This window comes from Rosenbergiella gaditana (assembly GCF_018494065.1).
GTDB lineage: Bacteria > Pseudomonadota > Gammaproteobacteria > Enterobacterales > Enterobacteriaceae > Rosenbergiella > Rosenbergiella gaditana.
In genome coordinates, this window is record NZ_JABBFR010000006.1 from 62896 (window position 1) to 83011 (window position 20116).

Below are 20116 nucleotides of genomic sequence, written 5' to 3' on the forward strand. Positions count from 1 at the left end.
TAAACGACGTATATGGCCAATCACCAACAACAGTATCGCGAAAAAGTTTCCAGCATGATTAGCTGGGGGCACTGGTTTGCCCTATTTAACATTTTGTTGGCCTTGGTGCTTGGCAGTCGTTATTTACTGATTAATGATTGGCCAGCGTCGCTCGCTGGCCGTATTTATGCTTACTGTAGTTGGTTAGGTCACTTCAGCTTTATTGTCTTCGCACTCTATCTGCTGATACTTTTCCCCATTACCTTCTTTATTCGATCGCAGCGGCTCTTACGCGTTATTGCCTCAATCATTGCAACCTGTGGGCTGACCCTACTCTTGATCGATGGCGCCGTATTTCAGCGCTTCCACTTGCACTTAAACCCCATCGTATGGCAATTGGTGGTGAATCCCGAACAGAGCGAACTGACTCGTGATTGGCAATTAATGTTTATTGCCGCCCCCATTATTTTTCTGGCCGAATTATTATTCGCCACTTGGAGCTGGCAGAAGCTCCGTAGCCTTAACCGGCATCATTATGCGCGGCCTTTTGTCGTACTATTTATTGCGACGTTTTTTACTAGCCACATCATGTATATCTGGGCGGATGCGAACTTTTATCGCCCTATCACGATGCAAAAAAGTAACCTACCGCTCTCTTACCCTATGACTGCCCGTCGTTTTCTTGAGAAGCACGGTCTACTCGACTCAGAAGATTATCAACGTCGCCTGATTCAACAAGGTGACCCCGATGCCTTGTCCCTAGCTTATCCTTTGAACGATATCACGGTCGCCCCTAAAGCTTCGGGTGATAACTTATTGGTTATTACCATCGATAATTTGAGCAATGAAGCGGTCAATAAGGCTTACCCTGCACTGGGGAATTTTGCACGACAGAATATTAACTTCACTCAACATTACAGTTCTGGGCCAAGTAGCGAAAATGGGTTATTCGGATTATTTTATGGAATTTCTTCAACTTATTTAGAGGGTGTCCTCGCCTCCAGAACCCCCTCAAGCTTATTGACTACCTTAGCCAATCGGCACTATCAATTCGGCTTATTTTCAACCGATGGCTTTAAGCAACCCTTCTATCGCCAAGCACTGCTAACTGACTATACAATTCCTTTGCAGCATCGCCAATCTGATACCCAAACGGTTGAACAGTGGCGTAATTGGTACCGTCAACAACAGGGCACCACGCAACCTTGGTTCTCGTGGGTCTCATTACAAGGAGCGGCGACCAGTAAGTCGAGCGAGGATCAACGTAGCCAAACTTATCAGCAGAACTCCGCAACGACTAATAAACAACTTGCCGATATCCTTGATGAACTCAATCGTTCACAGGCGTTGGAAAATACCGTGGTGGTGATCACCGGAGCGCATGGCCTACCGCTTACACCTGGCACTGCATCGGAGAGTCGACGCAATCTGTTACACGTTCCATTGGTGATCCATTGGCCCAATACCCCGGCGCAGTCGATCGATTATCTGACTGACCATCAAGACATCATGGCCACCTTAATGCAGCGCCTATTAAATGTTACGACGCCAAGTTACGACTACACACAAGGCAGAGACCTGTTCGCCACTCAAGGTCGTAATAGCTGGGTTACGAGCAGTGAAGATAATCATCTTATTATCACGACCCCGACACGCTCTATCGTGCTCAATCCCAACGGCCATTACAGCAGCTATGATGTGAAAGGCCGGAGGTTACACGATGAAACGCCTGAGCTAGGACTATTACTGCAAGTGTTGACGGAAGAGAAGCGTTTTATCGCAAATTGATTAATAATAAGTCAGTTAGATCAGTGATATATTGATTTTCTGCGAAACTACGGTACTATCATTTGTAGCCGTCGGCACGTAGCGCAGCCTGGTAGCGCACTGTCATGGGGTGTCAGGGGTCGGAGGTTCAAATCCTCTCGTGCCGACCAAAAATCCCTAAGAAAAGCAGCCACTTACGGCTGCTTTTTTTATGCCTGCGATTTACCAATGGTAAAAAGATGGTAAAAGTCTGGTAAAAGTACAGCGCTAATCGAGGCTTTTAACCCTATAAGTCACCACTCCTAACACTCTGGCATCATCAAGAGCGTCACCCTCGATAATGGCATCGTTAGTCTTGAAACTCCCATGCCCCACCGGCAAACATCAGCTTGCCCTTTACCTCAAGCAGCACGCGTCACTTTATAGCCAGGTTCGGCCACAGCATATCCCTCATCGGTTGGAATGGTGATCGAGGATTAGCTAACGTGCATAAGTGACTCGGGAGTAAGTCTTGCCTCTACGTAATCTATTGCGGGAGATAGGAAGGCCATAGCTGTCTCTGGTTAATATTTGTGCGTTTATATTGCTGCATCAATCTCACAATTAACCCATTGGCGACCATCACTTTGAGACAGCGCGATCGACCGCAGAAGCGCTACCGTTGGTGATGACAGCGTCCCTATTTGCGTACCAATTGCCCAACTAAGCATTGCGGTTTCAATATCAGCATCATAGAGAAGGCGAAACGATTCACTCAGAGACTTATCATCGTCTGCTGATTCGAATAACTTCCTACGGGTGTAGGCTTCAACATAACGCGAGGCTACTTTTATTCTTGCCGAGATCCATGCGGCTTCGGCTTCATCCGTATCACTTGCATTAATACGGCAATACAATTTAACCTGCTTAATCGTCAGGATTATTGACCGCCTTTTTTCCACAAACACGTTGGGTGATTTCGCTACGACGCCACTTTGGCTATCGACGTCGACCCTTTTGATCTCCGCTAGCGTTGCGTATCCGAGTAAAACAAGTCCACATCCACGTTGTTCTTTTACAGTGAATGTTTCACCTTCTGCGATAACCTGACCTGCTACGAGTAGTGGTTTTATTCGCTATCAGTTTCAGCTAGAGCTTTGGCGTAGCAATACACCTACTAATTTTTCTAAGACTAGTAACTTGATGATTATTGTATTAGATGAGGGTCATAATATCTTACTACTTCAAGATATCCTGATGTAGTAAGTAAAAATATATTAAAATATTGGTAACGTTACCCATCACCGCCAGTCAATAGATTGATGTCATCACCTATATTTCCTATTAGAAAAAATGGGAAATATTTTTAGAAAATCATTTTCCCTAACTTCATCTCATGTGCCCAAATATTTTTATATGACCATTTTTTATTAGATAATCCAATGCTGAATATAAATTCTTTATTCGCATCCTGGCAAATACGTTGGGCTTCAGCAACATTTACTGATAATAAAATACTTCCAAGACTGAAATCTTTGACACTTATATCAATACTACCATTATGATCATCAAAATATATCCAATTATTACATTCAGCTTTATAAATCAAATCGTATGCACATGGCTTACCATTAAACATTAACACATTACCAAAAATCATGGGTCGAATTGATTCAATAAACTCTGAAAGCTCTTTAATATCATTTTCATCATACTTATTATCCCAGCGAAGCCCCATTAATGAAAGATATATGCGACTTAACTCAGTACTATTAAATGATGTCACAGATAAAATTTCACCACCATTGGCAAGAAACTTTCTTGTCTCCGCTTGTCTTTTTTTCAGGGTCTTTTTAGAGAATCTCTCTTTTACAATACAAACAGATCTACGATTAAGTAGACCATAGCTTGCGTTGAAAAACTGTTTTTTATGTCTAATTGATAATGCTTTGGTCTTTACAGGAAGATAGCACCTACCTTTTTCCGGACATATAGGGAGTATTATATTTTCAAAAATAAGTGGTATTTTATTGTAATTATGCTTTAAGTTTGAGTTTTCATCAGTAAAGTATGCACCTACAATTTCACCATTAACTTCTCTATGATAAAACTTAATTCGATTAGGATATTTCTTTTCAAGAAAATCTAACATGATTGGGTGATTACAAACGGCCCCTCCAAATTTCGCATACGCTTTGCAATAGTTTTCATAGTTGGATAATTCCCATCCAGATAATTTTTCTAAAATCATAGAATTAATATCTCCATATTGTTTTTGGTAATACTACCAAACTGTTTAAAGTCCATTCCTAATAACCTCAAAGCCTCTTAGCGTATAGAGATTTCGATGACCTTTACCACTGACAATAATTATCAAGTTGTACCTAACGCCATTCATTACTGCCGAGGAAATGTTAGCATTTAATGAATAAATGGTAAGTAAACATAAATTACTCTAATGGTTCATAAACGGCGGAGGCATCCTATTGGTAGAACAAGTATTTCTCAATGACGACACCGATGACTTTTTCATGCGACTCAACAGAGCATGAGAAGCAAATCGTTTTCCGAGCTAGGCGATTAATTCGGGTTCTGAGTATGAGGTTGTTACGCTTAATACGTTGGGTGAAGATTTTTCCCGTAAAATGCTTATCTCTCGGTACTTCTTTTGCATAACTCCCCCCATTATCGCTGGTTATCATATCAGTAGAAAAGGTGTAAGCAGAGACAATAGCTCATAACAGGTATCATCTGTTCTTGAGCCGAATGTAAACCTAAACGCCAACACCCTACCCGTTTTTGTGTTGGAGGCATACCAGATCCAGTATGCTTGTGCTTTACTGCCGACAACATCCCACTGCTCATGACGCTCACAGATAAGTACAATATCAGCATGTATTAGCGGAGAGGAGATTATTCGTTTTGGTGAGCGTTTTTTAAAGTGCGGATAACGATATTAATACCCACTTTAAGCGTTCTTGCTGTATCACGGACACCCGCACCATTGAATGGCATCTGCGTAATTTTTTTTTTGGCGGCAGCGAAAACAGTCAGTCCCATTAGGGTTTTGACCATACCGTTAGATTTAAGCAGAGTGACAGCGGGGAAAATGAACAGTAGTGCTTGCACTGATAAGATCTCAAATTCGACCTTGCTCTATAGACGAATCATGCAAGGCTTGAGGTTTCACGTATAAAATAACCTAATTAAGTTATCTGCGGTTGCGTAGGGTTATCAGCCAGAGAATGAACTATTCGGAACGCTACATATTCACCTGAAGAAAGTACAGCAAAAGGAAGCTTCTCATGTTGCGATACCTATCGGGCCAGCACTGAAATTTATTTGAGACGGTAAGGGTTGATGAACATCCTTTCTTTAACCTTAGGTGAGTCAATAAGAGCTATAGGGGGTAGAATGGCCCCAAAAGAATAACCACTCGATCGGTGGCCGGTTAGTTTCATTAATTTTTCTACCCTACTCACTCCATCTCACTGAACGATGAAGTAAGCAAGGGTGTTTTATGCATTCGACACTTGTAATGTCCGAGCCGCTTCTTGGGGTTGAGAATGGTCAGCAATACGTCGGAGATGATTAACAATATCCAGCGCCATCTGCTGGCGTAGGGCTTCTCGTTTTCGGAAAGCTGATCGGTGTTTACTTTCTACCTGCTCAACGTTGCGCTCCGCTTCCTGACGTGGAAGCTGATACCATCCCTGCCCATCAACCTCTGGGGTGAGTTCTGCCCAAAAGGCATCATAACTCGACTTAAGGTGGTGAGATTTGATGTGGTGGCTATCGGCTATCCCGCAAATTTTCTCTACCTCATAGCTATCGGCTAACGCATAGGCGGCGGACAGCAACAGATTTTTTGGCCGCAAGCCAAACATCGCCTTGGTTATCGCTCTAACTTGATCTTGTCCTTCACCCGGTTTAGGACCTTGTAAGCCGCAGAGATAAAGTGTTTTTCCAGTGGCATCGAACGAATACGTCAGGCTATATAACGGTGCCTCACTATTTGGTGCAAAAAGATAAAGCCCCATCTCCCCTTCGCGAACAAAGCGGGAATGCATCAGTCTGAGGGTTGCCTGCTCGTCGTTTTTTAATTCTAAGGTCGCAATCGTCAGCCCCGTCGAGGTATCACTAAATAACGTTGGGATAAAGCGTGGATCAATGCTCTGGTCGAGGCGCTGTAGCGTAGTCGACATAGATGCCAGCTTTTGCTTAATAGTCCAGTGTTTGTTCAGATATTTATTAAAAGGACGTGCAGCTAGACTCACGACTTCTTTACGTTGTGAAACCTGCTGTGCAATTAGCGAACGCTGACATAACTGGAAATAGCGCCAATAAAGCACTGGATGACTGACTAGAGTTCGGCAGGCGCGCTTATAAAAATTAAATTTTCTAAGCGCTTCATTCCACTTTGGATTATTTTTACGCCAAGTTCTAAACCGTCCCATCGAAATATCCTAATTCTATGCAGAGTGGCGCGAGTTAACGCGGTTCAGCCACAGAATAACGGAAATTTCTCAACGCATTCTCAACGGAATAGGGGTTTACTTACGTAATCTTAACGGAATCTAAACAGAAGGAAAAAACAGAGCAGCCGTAGCTGCTCAGAAGATTTTAGCTTTCTTGCTCTTGATGATTGATTTCAATCTCAATATTTTGAATTGTCGCATCAATATTATCGAGTAATTTACCTTGCTCGTTAAGTAATGTATTAATTTGATCCGCAAATTCTTTATGCTTGTATTCACCCGCGTCAAACGCTAACCACTGTGCTGAAAGCGTCTCAGTGTTGTTCTGCGCATAATGGCGCATCTCCTTTAATTGCGAGGTCACATCACGAAAATAATCCAGTTGAGTTTTTTCTACTTCGCTCATTACGACAACTCCTCTATCATTAATTTTTGGGTGTATCGTAAGCTTGGCAAAAATTCTGCGGTTCGCCTTCAGATTAATCCGCAATAGTAAGTCATACACTTTTACTCGCGGCGAGGTGATTTAGTCGGTATTCTGAATCCTTTCTCTAACGTGATGAAATGGATTATGCCTCGACTGCTCCCCCCAACCTTTCAAATCGAACCGCTCGAGCCATGCCTGCCTTTTATTTTACAGGCTGAAGTGAGCACAGCCCCTCTACGCGCAGCGTGCTGTCTCTTTGATCCCAGTGCTTTCACGCCGCAACTCACCAGTCAGTTCGGCTTGGTGCTGCCCGAGGCGCTGCGCCATGCGGTCAAAAAACGCCAAGCGGAATATGTGGCGAGCCGCTGGCTAGTGGCGAAACTGTTAGAGACTATCGATATCCCGAACTTCCAACTTTTTAATCGGCCTGACCGTTCACCGATCTGGCCAACGGGCAAAGTAGGATCCCTTTCACATCATGATCACAAAACATTTGCCCTTATCGACAGCTGCCCGACATGGGTAGGCAATGATATCGAGCGGATGTTGACCCAGCAGAAAGCCGCAGAACTTCGATCTATGATCATGACCCATGAAGAGCTATCCCTGCTAACTTCAGCCGGTTTTTCATTATCTCAGGCAACAACGTTGGTTTTCTCAGTGAAAGAAACCGTTTACAAAGCGGTCTATCCTGAGGTACAAACAGTGTTTGGGTTTGAACAAGTCACAATCACTGCCTGTGATCACCATATCGGTAGGGTGACGGCTCAATTATCTGCCGTCGCGCAACCTATATCGAGCCATCATCCACACTGGGACATTCATTATTGGCTCACCGACACAGAAGTCATGAGTTGGGTAGCGAGGAAAACATTATAGCGCTTTGCGAAAGGTGATATTAAAGCGATAAGGCCCGGTTAGTGGATGAATACCGGGCTTTAAGGGTGAGATGCCATGAAAACAGAGGCGCGATTCACCTCCCCACACCACAACATCCCCATGTTCCAATAAAACTTTACTCGTCTTATCACTGCGCAGTAGACCACCAAAAAGAAACACCGCAGGTAAACCTAACGAAACAGAGACTATGGGTTGGCGCAAATCACGCTCATTTTTATCTTGGTGTAGTGTCATTTTACTGTCTACCGCATAGCGATTGATCAAACAACTATCAGGTATAAAGTCAGGATAACCCGCCTCGATTGCAGCACGTTTCGCAAACGCGAGTAAGGTATCACTGAGCGGCAGGCTTTCTGAATTGCTCAAATAGCCGTCGCGTCCTGAAAGCCATTGCGCTGCGCCACGGCCAGTCATCGCCACAGACATTCTAAATCCACCCGGTGTAATGCGATGAATAAAAGGGTTCTGCGCGGCAATGTTATTTACCTCTTGATAAAGATCATGATCATCACCTTGAACAAAGCGCCGTAAAACCACTGCACCGGAGGCGAGGGGCTCCTGCCAAGGCTCCTCATCTTGAAAAAAATCGAACATCACCTCCCCCTTTTACTTATCCTGATTACCCACCAAAAACGTTTTGAAGGTCGGCGATGCCCACCCCACAAAATCATCGCCTTGCTTCGTGATCAAGTACACCGCAAGATGCAAACGTAAAGCCAAGGCTTTCGCTTTTTCGGTCCCTAACACCATCAATCCGGTATCCCAAGCGTCCGCTTCCAATGCCGTAGTCGCAATAACCGTAGCAGAAACAAGATGGTGTTCAATTGGCTGCCCAGTGCTCGGATCAATAATATGAGATATCCGCTTACCCTCTAATTCATAATAATTACGATAATCACCGGAAGTACTAATTCCATGGCCTTGTAGATCCACAACCACTTGAGCTTGGTTCATTTTGTCTGTCGGTTTTTGTACGGCGACCCGCCAAGGTTGTCCTTGTTGATGTTGGCCGCGTGAAATAAGGGCTCCCCCTACAGAAACCAAATAATTTCGTACCCCCTGCTGTTCCATGAGTCTTGCTAGATGATCAGCGGCAAATCCCTCACCTACCGTTGAGAGGTCGACATATAAATCAGGGATATCTTTACGTAACGTATTACCGCGCGCCATTTCACTTAGTGTTAAATGTTGTAAACCAACTTTTTCTTTTGCTGCAGCAATTTGCGAAGCAGATGGGGTTCGCGTCGGGACCGCGTCGGGACCAAAACCCCAGAGATTGACTAGCGGCCCCACGGTAATATCCATCGCGCCCTCAGTCATCCGCCCGACGTACATCGCGCGAGTGATAATAGCGGCAACATTATCGCTGACGGGCTGGGGATCTAAGCTTGAACTTTGATTGAATCGTGAAAGCCAGGAATCTTTTTTCCAGGTGGACAACTCGTGGTCATCACCATCGAGGCGTTGCTGTATCAATTGGGGTAACTGTTTTACTTGGTCGGGCGTCAAGCCACTTGCGGTGACTCGCCAGACCGTTCCCATGGTTTTCCCTTGAAATACCTGATCAGGCAGTGAGGACGCGTCACAGCCAATTAAGGTCGCGCAAAGGGACAAAAGTAGTGTATGGAAAAATATTGTTAGTCGCATAGCCTGTCTCTGAGTCATTGAGCGATTAGGGAGCAATTCACTGAAAGTGTGCACCGAAATTGAACCTCTATTTTACTGATTATATCTCCGCGTACGTGTCGAGCGGTGCTAAGGTTGGCACTATCTTTGCAGCAAGAAATAAGACCCCCTTAATGCGGAGATGGCTTATGCAAAGACTTCAGCGCTTATTCACCCAATGTCGTGCGCTTTATGATCAGTGGCTAGTGGCTGGCGGATTCAGTGCTAACGGGATGTTTATGGAAGGGCATTACTGTTTACGAGAGTCTGCTACCTTAGCCGACTCTGAAACAACGTCACGGAGTCACTCTTAAAGACGTTATGTCTAAAAAAACAGGATGCCGAGGCATCCTGTTTTTTTCAAGATTTGCTTACCATTAGAATTGATAAACAAGTCCCAAGGCCACAGTATCATCGGTTGTGATACCTGCAGCTTGTGTGAAGTCGTTGTTCTTCATCAAGTTAATTTGATAATCAACATAGGTAGACATATTTTTATTGAAGTAGTATGTCGCACCAACATCTACATATTTCTTCAAATTTTGAGTGCCGTATTGACCTAAATCAGACCCACGTGAAGTGACATAAGCTAAAGAAGGACGTAAGCCAAAGTCGAATTGGTACTGAGCCACTAACTCCCAGTTATCCGCTTTGTTAGCATAACCGTAAGCTTCAGAGCTAGAGTTACCGAATTTAGTCGCGTTATAAGAACGAGTATACATTGCCGCAAGGTAAACACCGTTGGCATCGTATTTCAGGCCACCAGAATAAGCGTTCGCTTTATCGCCACGTCCTTGAATCTTGCTGTAGCCCTTCCCGCCATTCTGATCGTTAGTCCGATCTGAGGCAAAAAGTGCACCCCCCAGTGACAGTCCATTACCTAAATCATAGGTAGAACTTAGGCCCCAGCCGTCGCCGTTTTGTCCTAAGACATCGCGACCATTAGGTGATTCTGTCGCATTACCATTTTTACCTTGATACTGAACAGCGAAGTTAAGGCCGTCCACTAAATCGAAGAAATTATTATTACGGTAAGTCGCTAAACCATTACTCCGTTGGAATAAAAAGTTGTCCGCCCCATAAGTATCACCGCCAAACTCAGGTAACACATCGGTCCAGCCAGCGATATCGTACATCACACCATAGCTACGACCATAATCGATTGAGCCCGCATCACCAAAGCGTAAGCCTGCATAACCAATACGTGTATAGTTGTTTGCCGTCCCCTGTGATTCAGCATTATTCAGGGCAACTTGGTATTCCCACTGACCATAGCCAGTCAATTGATCGGTAACTTGCGTTTCTCCTTGGAACCCAAAACGCATATAAGATTGGTCACCATCATTACCATCATCTTTAGAGAAATAATGTAAGCCGTCGACCTTACCGAATAAATCTAATTTATTACCGTTTTTATTGTAGATTTCTGCGGCACTTGCAGAACCTGCCATAATAAGTGCTGGAACGAGCAAAGAAAGAGCGCGGATTTTCATCTGTATTTTCCTCGAAAACCGTTAATCCTGAAAAAATGTCAACTAAATATGCAAAAAATGCTTCAATGACTATAATGAAATATTAAAGCTAAAAATTCTCAATGCGGAAGTTACTAAAGCACAGAAAATATTTCAATGTGTTTCTTATTTATGTCTGAATGTAAATTTAATGATATAAGTTTTATTGAGAAGTGTTGTTGATGACAATTGCTGACGACAACTGACAATTATCCCTAACGTTTAACTTAACAAAAAACCTTAGTTTCTTCGTTTCCGCACTGAATGTTCAAACAGTTAGGCCTCTAAGTATTACTATCACTGGGCTATCATCATTTATATTCATTATTGTTTTTTTTAACTTATTTTATAAGTTTTTACCTATCTTCTACCGAGCTTTTGCTCGGTATTTTTTTGTCCAACTTTGTTACTCTCTCCTCGGTTTAGACCACTGACACCCGTTACACACTCACCAAGATCTGTCATAATTGCTCACTACTCTTTATGTCCCAAAATTGAGACGTGTATGCTGTTTAAAATACCTGAAATGACCCCTAATAACTTGCGTAAGCTGCTTACGTTACTGCTTACTCTTCTCATCATTTCGTTTATCAGTCTGATCTACAGCAGCAGTTCGGCAATCATTGAACAGCATGGGTCGGCGCTGAGTAGCTTTACACATTCACTACAAGATCGTATCGATAAATATCGCTATATCTCATGGCAAATCTTTGACTCGGCGACACAAGGGACCTCGACATCTACTGCGCAGCCCCCTCCAGTGAATCAGTCAACCCTACAGCCTGGTATCTTCGCTATCAGTACTCCGTCATCGAAAATTGAAACCTTGATCTTCGGAGAGCATGAGCTTGCCACCCTGAATCTCGCTTCTCAGATCTCACAATACACTGAAACACTTTGGGCATCAGCCAAGCTAACGTGGACCTTGTACTATCTTAATGGGGAAGATAATAGCCTAGCAGTGATTACTAATGGTCACTTAACCAACACGCTGAACCGCTATGAAGGACGCAACATTGCTTCATCCATTGCCGGACGTCGAAATGAAATGCTACAGCAGGCGAATACTTTGGATGAAAAAGAAAGTTTTTCGGCACTGCGTCGTAATCGACAACTTTCTGATGGGGCATTTATCACGTTACGAACGACCTTCAATCAGCCAGGACACTTGGCTACTATTCTCGCCGTTGACTTACCCCTCAATGACTTGAACAATAATTCGTTGAACCTTTCAGCATTACAAATTCATAACGACGAATCAGTATCAAAAAAGAGTGCTACTGGCAGTTATTTTCTTAATCTTTCGGCATTCAGTATCGATTTATTGCGTCCGGTCTCAGGTGCCCCACTTTCGGTAACTTATCATTTACCCGTAATGACCATTTTCAGTGCCATGATCGATGAACTGCTGCCGGTCTATCTTATTTTGATAGCGCTTATCGCATTAACGACCTGTTCATTGTTCTTCTTACGGGAAAGCAAAGTGCAACCAACGGATACAGTTGATCCTTGGGTGGAAAAACTTCAGCAGTTCACACAAGAGTTAGTCCAAAACTTCCCTATGGGCTCTCTGATTTATGATGCTAACCAAGGAAAGATTCTGCTTTCGAATGAAATGTCTGACCATCTCGTTCAACATCTGAACTTCAAAAAAATGGTGGATATGTCGTCGAATCCGTTTGAGCTTTTGCAGGTGACCGTCAATAACGAAATTTATCAAGTACGTCACCATACCAGTCAGATTATTAGCCACTACCACATTTTTACCTTCCGCGAGCAGAATCGTGAACAGCTGGTGAGTCAACAATTGCAGAATGCTCAAGCGGTGCTAGAGAAAAATCACACCTTACGGCGTCAGTTTTTCGAACAGCTTAGTAATACTTTCAGCAATCCAATGCGCCGGGTTGATACGGCCATTACTGAGTTAGAGACAAAAACGCCCTCTTTACTTCCCAATGACCTACTGCAAGGCATTCACTTTCTAAGTCGGCTAACGCGAAATATTGAAACCCTCAATGCAGTGGAGTCAGGTAAGTTTACTGTCGACAAGCACAAAGTAGATTTACAGCAGATTTTGGATGATGTCATCACTGAGAACCAACATATCGTCACCGAAAAAGGCGTGCTTTTATTGGTGGATAATAGTGAGTTAACGCAAACCACAAGACTGGGTGATGCACCCCTTATTTTTCAGATATTGACAACTATACTTCGCTATTCAATTGAAAATACCGTATGGGGAAAAATAAAATTAAAGATTTCGCAAAGTGCGGAATATGCTGATCGACTTTTGCTGGAAATTGTTGATACTGGGCCGGGGCTCTCTTCATATGAACAGGAAAATATCGATTTTCCCTTCATCAGTCCAATCAGTGCTGAGATAGTCGACTATTCAACCAGTCTCGACCTGTTTTTTTGTAAAAAGCTCTTGGCACTTTTTGATAGCACTTTGACCATCGAATCAACGAGTCACATTGGTACGCGCTATCAAATGCAACTCACTCTGCCTCAAGAGGTTGTTGAACAAGAGGATGATGAAAAAATCCTTGAAGATATCAGAGTGCTAGTCAGTATCGTCGCCGATGATGTCCGTCATATCATCTGTCGACAGTTATTACGTTGGGGAGCCAAGTATGATTTCCCAGAAGATCGGTACTCGGGTCAACAATGCGACCTCATGATTACCGATGATGTTGAACAACTCGACGATTGGGGAGTCTTACTCTCAAGTAAGAGTGAGTTGCTGGTAAGCAATCCCCATCATAGGCAGGCGAATGTCAATATTAGCCGTTCTATTCTCGATGCCATCATGGCATTAATAGAGCAACAAATTGGAGAGGATGTATTATCACAGGGAGAGGAAGAGGTATCGACGTCATTATGGGAAAGTTCAGAGTATTACTCTATCTTTGAACAAACAGTTAAAGAAGATATGGATAAGCTGCAGAGCGAAATTATGCAAGAGGATTACTCTGCACTTGCCCTCACAGCACATCGACTCAAGGGTGTTTTTGCCATGCTTAATCTGCAAAAGGGAAAAACATACTGTGAGGAGATTGAGATACAGATTCAGCAACACCATAAATTGAACATCACGAACAGTATTGGTGAATTACAAGATTATGTCGATTCACTGTTACAGCAAGGTAGCCAAAAAAATGAATAATATGAATGTAATTATCGCAGACGATCATCCAATTGTACTCTTCGGAATCCGTAAATCTTTAGAGCAAATCGAGTGGGTAAACGTTGTTGGCGAATTTGAAGACTCCACTACGCTAATTAACAATCTAGGTAAACTTGATGCACATGTACTGATCACCGATCTCTCCATGCCTGGAGATAAATACGGTGATGGGATTACGCTCATCAAATATATCAAACGCCACTATCCTGATTTATCTATCATTGTCCTAACAATGAACAATAATCCCGCCATTTTGGGATCTGTGCTTGATCTGGATATTGAAGGGATCGTACTTAAGCAAGGTGCGCCGACAGATCTGCCTAAAGCCTTAGCTGCTTTACAAAAAGGCAAGAAATACACCCCAGACTCGGTTGCGCGTCTGTTAGAAAAAATCAGCGCTGGCGGCTACGGTGATAAGCGCCTATCTCCGAAAGAGAGTGAAGTGTTACGTCTATTCGCTGAAGGTTTCTTAGTCACTGAAATTGCACGTAAACTTAACCGTAGTATTAAAACGATCAGCAGCCAAAAGAAATCGGCGATGATGAAATTAGGCGTCGATAATGATATCGCCCTACTCAACTACCTCTCTTCAGTCAGTCACTCGGCTACCGAAGAGTAACCGAACAAAGAGTAAAGGCATCTGAATGTCTTTACTCTTTATTTGCATTGGATAAATACTTTCCTAAAGCCTGCTGTAGCTCTTCAAGCGTAATCGGCTTCGAAAGGCAGTCATCCATTCCCGCATCTAGGCACTGCTGCTGTTCTTTCGCTAAAGCATTCGCGGTAAGACCGATAACCGGAAAACTATTCCCTTCACTGCGTAATTGACGCGCAAGGCCATAACCATCAAGATTAGGCATATTGATATCGGTTAACACTAGGTCTATATCACCAATTTTAAGTACTTCTAAGGCGTCGATTCCGTCTTTCGCAGTTCTAGTTCGATAACCGAGAGTGGTTAATTGCTCGCTCAGTAATAAGCGGTTAATCGGGTGGTCATCGACCACCAGGATAAGATGCCCTGACTGCTCATCAAGAGAGGGGATAATCCCAAGGTTATCGCCTTTAGTATTCTGCGGTGCAGTTTGCCAAATCTGTGCCAATAGCTCTGGCAGCTGATAGGCTTTCGCAGTCGAAGTGAGCCAATACCCTTCTGAAGTGCGGATCGATTTATCGTTATGCAATGCAGAGAATAGAATCCACTCCTGACCCAACTGCCGATGGTGTAATAGCGCATGATTATCGGTAATCACCAGCTCTGTACAATGACTCTCTGTGGGAAGCTGGGTGGTAACATCGAGATCTAAAGCCTGTAAACGTCGAACAATATAGTCAGAAAAATAACGATTATTGATTAATACGACCACTGGTCTGCCGCGTAATTCGTCATAACTCGTCTCATAGTCCGCCTGCCAAACCGGCAGTCGTAACGTAAATTCACTGCCAATATCCGGCTCAGATAATACAGTGATATCACCGTCCATCATATTGATGAGTTTTTCGCAAATCGCCAAGCCTAAGCCCGTTCCTTGAAAGTTTCGCTGCACTTTACCTTCAACTTGAAAAAACGGATCAAACAGTTGCTGGAGATCGCGTTGACGAATACCAATTCCGGTGTCGCGAATTCTAATATGTAAGTAGCCAGCCTCACACCAAAGATGCAGAAGTATGCCTCCTGTATGGGTAAATTTGATGGCATTACTTAATATATTGGATATCACCTGCTGTAGACGAATCGGATCACCCATCATGGTCTGCGGAACATCAGCTTCGACCATACACCATAAGGTCAGTCGTTTACGGATCACCAAAGGAAGATAGTTCATCTGGACATGGGAGATCACTTCACTCGGTGAAAAACTTACCGGTGAAATTTTTAACTGCTCAGATTCAATTTTCGAGAAATCGAGGATATCGTTGATGATCTTCAACAGCAGACCCGATGAATTATTCATCCCCTGTACTAAACTATGAATATTCTCAGGAAGTTCACGGGTTTGTAGTAAGTCTAAATTACCAATGATGCCATACAGTGGCGTTCGTAATTCGTGACTAACAGTTGCCAAGAACATCGATTTAGATTGACTCGCTTGCTCAGCACTGTTGGCAATTTCTTGCAGCGATTTTTCCATCATTACCCGTGCGCTCACATCAATCAGCACACAAATCGCGACGTCTTCATTACGATAACGGCTATGGACAAAACTCATCTGTAAATTGATTTTGGAAGCGGTTAACACATCCATAAAATTGACTTCTTGGCCACGGATGATCTCGCCAATTCTGACGCGATCTTCGGGGGTCAACACGCTGAGATAGTTATGTGCCAGCTCGTTACTAAGAATATTACTGCCATCGCTGGTGCGAAGAATACAAATTCCCACCGGTGCCGAGGCGACTATCTTGCGGTTAAATTGCTCATGCTCTTCTAAACGTAACGCATTATTGAATGCCGGCACAAACATTCGTTTTTCAAACATCATCGTTAGACAGATTAAAAATAATCCGGTAAAGAGATTTAATAATAATGTGTTGAGTAACATCAATCGCATCTGGTCGAAGAGAATCGAGGTAGGGACCAGGTACACCATATTAAACGGGCCAGGGGTTAAGCTATTTTTTAGCACTAAATAGCGGTAATTATCCACATAGCCAAACCATTGTTTACTGCTCGGGAGTGCCGATACGATGGATTGCAGCGACCAATCATTATTAGCCAGCAACAATCGGTTATTTCGATCGGTGACAAAAGACTCCATGGGTAGGTTACCAACCACTAAGCCATCATCGAGTCTGACGTTTTGTTCCACGACAATCTCAGCGATCCGCTGGGTGCCGGAATAAATTGGCATACTCATAAAGACACTGCCGTTGGCTCGAGCCGACCCACTTGCAATCCAATAGAGGGGATTACGTAAGGCTTCATCGTTAGTACTTTGAAACACCAGTTGGTGGTCACGTAATATCGCTCGGCTACCTGCTTGACCTAGGCTGCTTTCATTAAATACGAAGTTCCCCGCACAGCTGCTCTGCTGATCCACCAGATAGATAGTACTCAACTCATAGGTTGAAGCGTACTGACTATCAACGATATGTAAATATTGACTGAGCGTAGCGAGCGCATTTCGCCAAGGTGAAAACGTCTGTTGGCAGTCAGCTCCGACAGAGAGTGAGAAAATAGCGGCGATATTTGTCCCTAACGCGGGATCGGCTAAGGGTAATTTTGCTACTTCGCCTCCGGTTAACGTGGGCCGATTAAGTTGGTTCTCTGCGATATACTTCAGTCCACGTGTGGCTTCAGCTAAATGCGATATATGGGACTGTGTTTGAGAGAATGAGCTAAATAATTGCTCACGAAGACGATTCTCTTTTTGATGGAGAACTTGTGTCAGGGTAAATAAAGAGATCAATATACCAACGAGCCAAATGACCACTGCAAGGCCGCGAAAAAGATAGCGTGAAACACGTAATGCGGTTCTAAAAGAGACTAAATATTTCACGTTTAAGCGCTCTCTTTTTTTCAAAATAGGCCGTTACAGGATTAAAAAAGGCATCTTACGATGCCTTTTTTATTTATGTTGTGAGTTTATCACTCATCATCGATAACTTCATCGTCCTCATTATCGACTTCAGGGGGTAAACTATCTTCGCCTTCAGGTACTGATCCATCGATGGCATCCAGTTCCTCTTCCGCAACCGGCTCAGCCACACGTTGTAGACCCACGACATTCTCATCATCCGCAGTACGGATAAGGATTACGCCTTGCGTGTTACGACCCACAATGCTGACTTCCGATACGCGAGTTCTTACTAAGGTTCCCGCATCGGTGATCATCATGATCTGGTCGCTATCCACCACTTGTACTGCCCCAATCACAGGACCGTTACGATCGGTGACCTTGATTGAGATAACACCTTGAGTAGCACGAGACTTGGTAGGATACTCTTGAGTCGCGGTACGCTTACCAAAACCATTTTCCGTCACGGTCAAGATTGCCCCTTCTACATTTGGGATAATCAATGACACAACTTGGTCATCTGCCGCCAGTTTAATACCTCGCACGCCCGCCGCGGTACGGCCCATGGTTCTTACCGCTTGCTCAGAGAATCGTACCACTTTACCTGCCGCCGAGAACAACATAGCTTCGTCTTCGCCTTTGGTTAAGGCGACGCCAATAAGCGAGTCATCATCACGCAGATTAATGGCAATAATCCCTGCACTCCGTGGACGGCTAAAGTCAGTCAGCGCAGTTTTCTTCACCGTACCACTCGCCGTTGCCATAAAGACATTGACCCCTTCTGCATACTCTTTTACTGGCAGAATAGCGGTAATTCGCTCATTCGCCTCAAGCGGCAGCAAGTTAACGATCGGACGACCCCGTGCACCACGGCTCGCTTCAGGTAACTGGTAAACCTTCATCCAATAGAGGCGTCCCCGTGAGGAGAAACAGAGGATCGTATCGTGGGTATTCGCCACCAGCAGTCTATCGATAAAGTCTTCATCTTTGATTCGTGCAGCCGACTTGCCTTTGCCACCACGACGTTGAGCTTCATAGTCCGACAACGGTTGATATTTGACATAACCTTGATGCGACAGGGTTACAACAACATCTTCTTGGTTAATCAAATCTTCGATATTGATATCAGCACTGTTCGCAGTGATCTCAGTACGACGTTCGTCACCAAACTGTTCGCGTACGGCTTCGAGCTCTTCACGAATCACAGCCATTAGGCGCTCACCGCTGCCTAGAATGTGCAGAAGCTCTGCTATTTCTTCCAATAGCCCTTTATACTCATCCAGCAGTTTTTCGTGCTCAAGGCCAGTCAGTTTTTGTAGACGGAGGTCTAAAATAGCTTGGGCTTGTTGCTCGGTAAGGTAATAAGTATCACCACGAATACCATATTGCTCTTCCAGCCATTCAGGACGCGCCGCATCGTCACCGGCTTTCTCTAGCATTGCCGAAACATTCCCTAACGCCCAGCCTTGCGCGATAAGCCCTGCTTTGGCTTCTGCAGGCGTTGGCGCACGACGAACCAATTCAATCACCGGATCGATATTCGCTAGGGCTATCGCTAGACCTTCTAAGATGTGCGCGCGGTCACGGGCTTTGCGAAGTTCAAAAATGGTCCTACGGGTAACGACTTCACGACGGTGGCGCACAAAGGCTTCAAGAATATCCTTTAGTGGCATAATCTTCGGTTGGCCTTGATGCAGGGCAACCATATTGATCCCGAAAGAGGTCTGTAATTGAGTCAGGGAGTAGAGATTATTTAAAACCACTTCTCCGACCGCATCACGTTTGATCTCGATAACGATACGCATACCGTCTTTATCTGATTCATCACGCAGTGCGCTAATGCCTTCAATCCGCTTGTCTTTAACCAGTTCGGCGATTTTCTCAATCAAACGAGCCTTGTTGACTTGATAAGGGATCTCATGAATAACAATGGTTTCGCGGCCCGTCTTCGCGTCAGCTTGAACCTCTCCCCGCGCCCGAATGTAAATTTTACCTCGGCCGGTGCGGTAAGCTTCTTCAATGCCACGGCGTCCGTTAATGATCGCAGCGGTCGGGAAGTCAGGTCCTGGAATATGATCCATTAAGGCTTCTAACGTAATATCATTATCGTCAATATAAGCCAAAGTACCGTTAATCACTTCCGTCATATTATGTGGCGGGATATTTGTTGCCATCCCCACGGCAATACCTGAAGACCCGTTAACAAGCAGGTTTGGTACGCGCGTAGGTAGTACGTCAGGTATTTGTTCATTACCGTCGTAGTTAGGAACGAAGTCTACGGTCTCTTTTTCAAGATCGGCGAGGAGTTCATGCGTAATTTTCGCCATACGAACTTCGGTATAACGCATTGCGGCGGCAGAGTCACCATCGATTGAGCCGAAGTTACCTTGTCCATCCACCAGCATATAACGCAGTGAGAAAGGCTGAGCCATACGGACTATCGCATCGTAAACTGCTGAATCACCGTGTGGGTGATATTTACCGATGACGTCACCGACGACACGGGCAGACTTTTTGTATGGTTTATTCCAGTCGTTACTTAATTCATTCATCGCGAATAATACGCGACGGTGAACAGGCTTCAATCCATCACGGACATCAGGTAACGCGCGGCCAACAATGACCGACATGGCATAATCAAGGTAAGAGGTTTTTAACTCTTCCTCGATATTAACCGGTGTGATTTCTCTTGCAAGGTCGCTCAT

At 44.2% G+C, this 20116-nt stretch carries 14 protein-coding genes, 1 tRNA gene and 2 pseudogenes; 7 read left to right on the top strand and 10 right to left on the bottom strand.

Going from position 1 to position 20116, the window contains the following annotated elements:
* Positions 1–12 precede the first annotated feature (12 nt).
* Positions 13–1767 carry an LPS biosynthesis-modulating metalloenzyme YejM gene (yejM, locus tag HH682_RS06145; protein ID WP_214236721.1) on the top strand — a complete coding sequence of 585 codons (1755 nt, stop codon included), beginning with the start codon at positions 13–15 and terminating at the stop codon, positions 1765–1767.
* A gap of 72 nt (positions 1768–1839) precedes the next feature.
* Positions 1840–1916, top strand: a tRNA-Pro gene (locus tag HH682_RS06150).
* Between the two features lie 408 nt (positions 1917–2324).
* On the opposite strand, the gene HH682_RS06155 is transcribed toward HH682_RS06150, so the two are convergent.
* The 3 genes and pseudogenes from HH682_RS06155 to HH682_RS06165 form a co-directional block, all read right to left on the bottom strand.
* Positions 2325–2642: a head-tail connector protein gene (locus HH682_RS06155; RefSeq protein ID WP_214236722.1), complete on the bottom strand. Its 318-nt coding sequence runs from the start codon at positions 2640–2642 to the stop codon at positions 2325–2327.
* A gap of 449 nt (positions 2643–3091) precedes the next feature.
* Positions 3092–3976 carry a GNAT family protein gene (locus tag HH682_RS06160; protein ID WP_214236723.1) on the bottom strand — a complete coding sequence of 295 codons (885 nt, stop codon included), beginning with the start codon at positions 3974–3976 and terminating at the stop codon, positions 3092–3094.
* A gap of 232 nt (positions 3977–4208) precedes the next feature.
* A pseudogene (locus HH682_RS06165) lies at positions 4209–4810 on the bottom strand (IS1 family transposase).
* Between the two features lie 128 nt (positions 4811–4938).
* Between HH682_RS06165 and HH682_RS15785 the strand changes: the two are divergent.
* A pseudogene (locus HH682_RS15785) lies at positions 4939–5068 on the top strand (recombinase); the annotation flags it as partial.
* 175 nt (positions 5069–5243) lie between these two features.
* Here HH682_RS15785 and HH682_RS06170 read toward each other — a convergent pair.
* Both HH682_RS06170 and HH682_RS06175 read right to left on the bottom strand, forming a co-directional pair.
* On the bottom strand, positions 5244–6182 hold the full coding sequence (locus tag HH682_RS06170; RefSeq protein WP_214236724.1) for a DUF535 family protein: 939 nt from the start codon (positions 6180–6182) through the stop codon (positions 5244–5246).
* 166 nt (positions 6183–6348) lie between these two features.
* Complete coding sequence (locus HH682_RS06175) at positions 6349–6609, bottom strand: hypothetical protein (RefSeq protein ID WP_048912288.1); 261 nt, start codon at positions 6607–6609, stop codon at positions 6349–6351.
* A 165-nt stretch (positions 6610–6774) separates the two neighbouring features.
* Here HH682_RS06175 and HH682_RS06180 point away from each other — a divergent pair, with 165 nt between their 5' ends.
* On the top strand, positions 6775–7509 hold the full coding sequence (locus tag HH682_RS06180; RefSeq protein ID WP_214236725.1) for a 4'-phosphopantetheinyl transferase family protein: 735 nt from the start codon (positions 6775–6777) through the stop codon (positions 7507–7509).
* On the opposite strand, the gene alkB is transcribed toward HH682_RS06180, so the two are convergent.
* Both alkB and apbE read right to left on the bottom strand, forming a co-directional pair.
* Positions 7504–8124 (bottom strand): DNA oxidative demethylase AlkB, encoded by a 621-nt coding sequence (gene alkB / locus HH682_RS06185; RefSeq protein ID WP_214236726.1) that lies wholly within the window; start codon positions 8122–8124, stop codon positions 7504–7506. The genes HH682_RS06180 and alkB overlap by 6 nt on opposite strands.
* 12 nt (positions 8125–8136) lie before the next feature.
* A complete protein-coding gene (gene apbE / locus HH682_RS06190; RefSeq protein ID WP_214236727.1) occupies positions 8137–9177 on the bottom strand; it encodes an FAD:protein FMN transferase ApbE in 1041 nt (346 codons plus the stop codon).
* A 167-nt stretch (positions 9178–9344) separates the two neighbouring features.
* Here apbE and HH682_RS06195 point away from each other — a divergent pair, with 167 nt between their 5' ends.
* The gene (locus tag HH682_RS06195; protein ID WP_214236728.1) at positions 9345–9509 is read left to right on the top strand and encodes a hypothetical protein; all 165 of its coding nucleotides are present in this window, start codon (positions 9345–9347) and stop codon (positions 9507–9509) included.
* 63 nt (positions 9510–9572) lie between these two features.
* Here the strand turns inward: HH682_RS06195 and ompC are convergent, their stop codons facing one another.
* Complete coding sequence (ompC, locus tag HH682_RS06200; protein WP_214236729.1) at positions 9573–10688, bottom strand: porin OmpC; 1116 nt, start codon at positions 10686–10688, stop codon at positions 9573–9575.
* Between the two features lie 523 nt (positions 10689–11211).
* On the opposite strand from ompC, the gene rcsD reads away from it, so the two are divergent.
* Entirely contained in the window at positions 11212–13872 is a 2661-nt protein-coding gene (gene rcsD, locus HH682_RS06205; RefSeq protein WP_214236730.1) for a phosphotransferase RcsD, read from the top strand.
* A complete protein-coding gene (gene rcsB / locus HH682_RS06210; protein WP_214236731.1) occupies positions 13865–14512 on the top strand; it encodes a response regulator transcription factor RcsB in 648 nt (215 codons plus the stop codon). The genes rcsD and rcsB overlap by 8 nt, the downstream gene beginning before the upstream one ends.
* A 31-nt stretch (positions 14513–14543) precedes the next feature.
* On the opposite strand, the gene rcsC is transcribed toward rcsB, so the two are convergent.
* Entirely contained in the window at positions 14544–17393 is a 2850-nt protein-coding gene (rcsC, locus tag HH682_RS06215) for a two-component system sensor histidine kinase RcsC (RefSeq protein WP_214236732.1), read from the bottom strand.
* An 89-nt stretch (positions 17394–17482) separates the two neighbouring features.
* Positions 17483–20116, bottom strand: coding sequence for a DNA topoisomerase (ATP-hydrolyzing) subunit A (gene gyrA, locus HH682_RS06220; RefSeq protein WP_214236733.1), 2634 nt, complete (start codon positions 20114–20116; stop codon positions 17483–17485).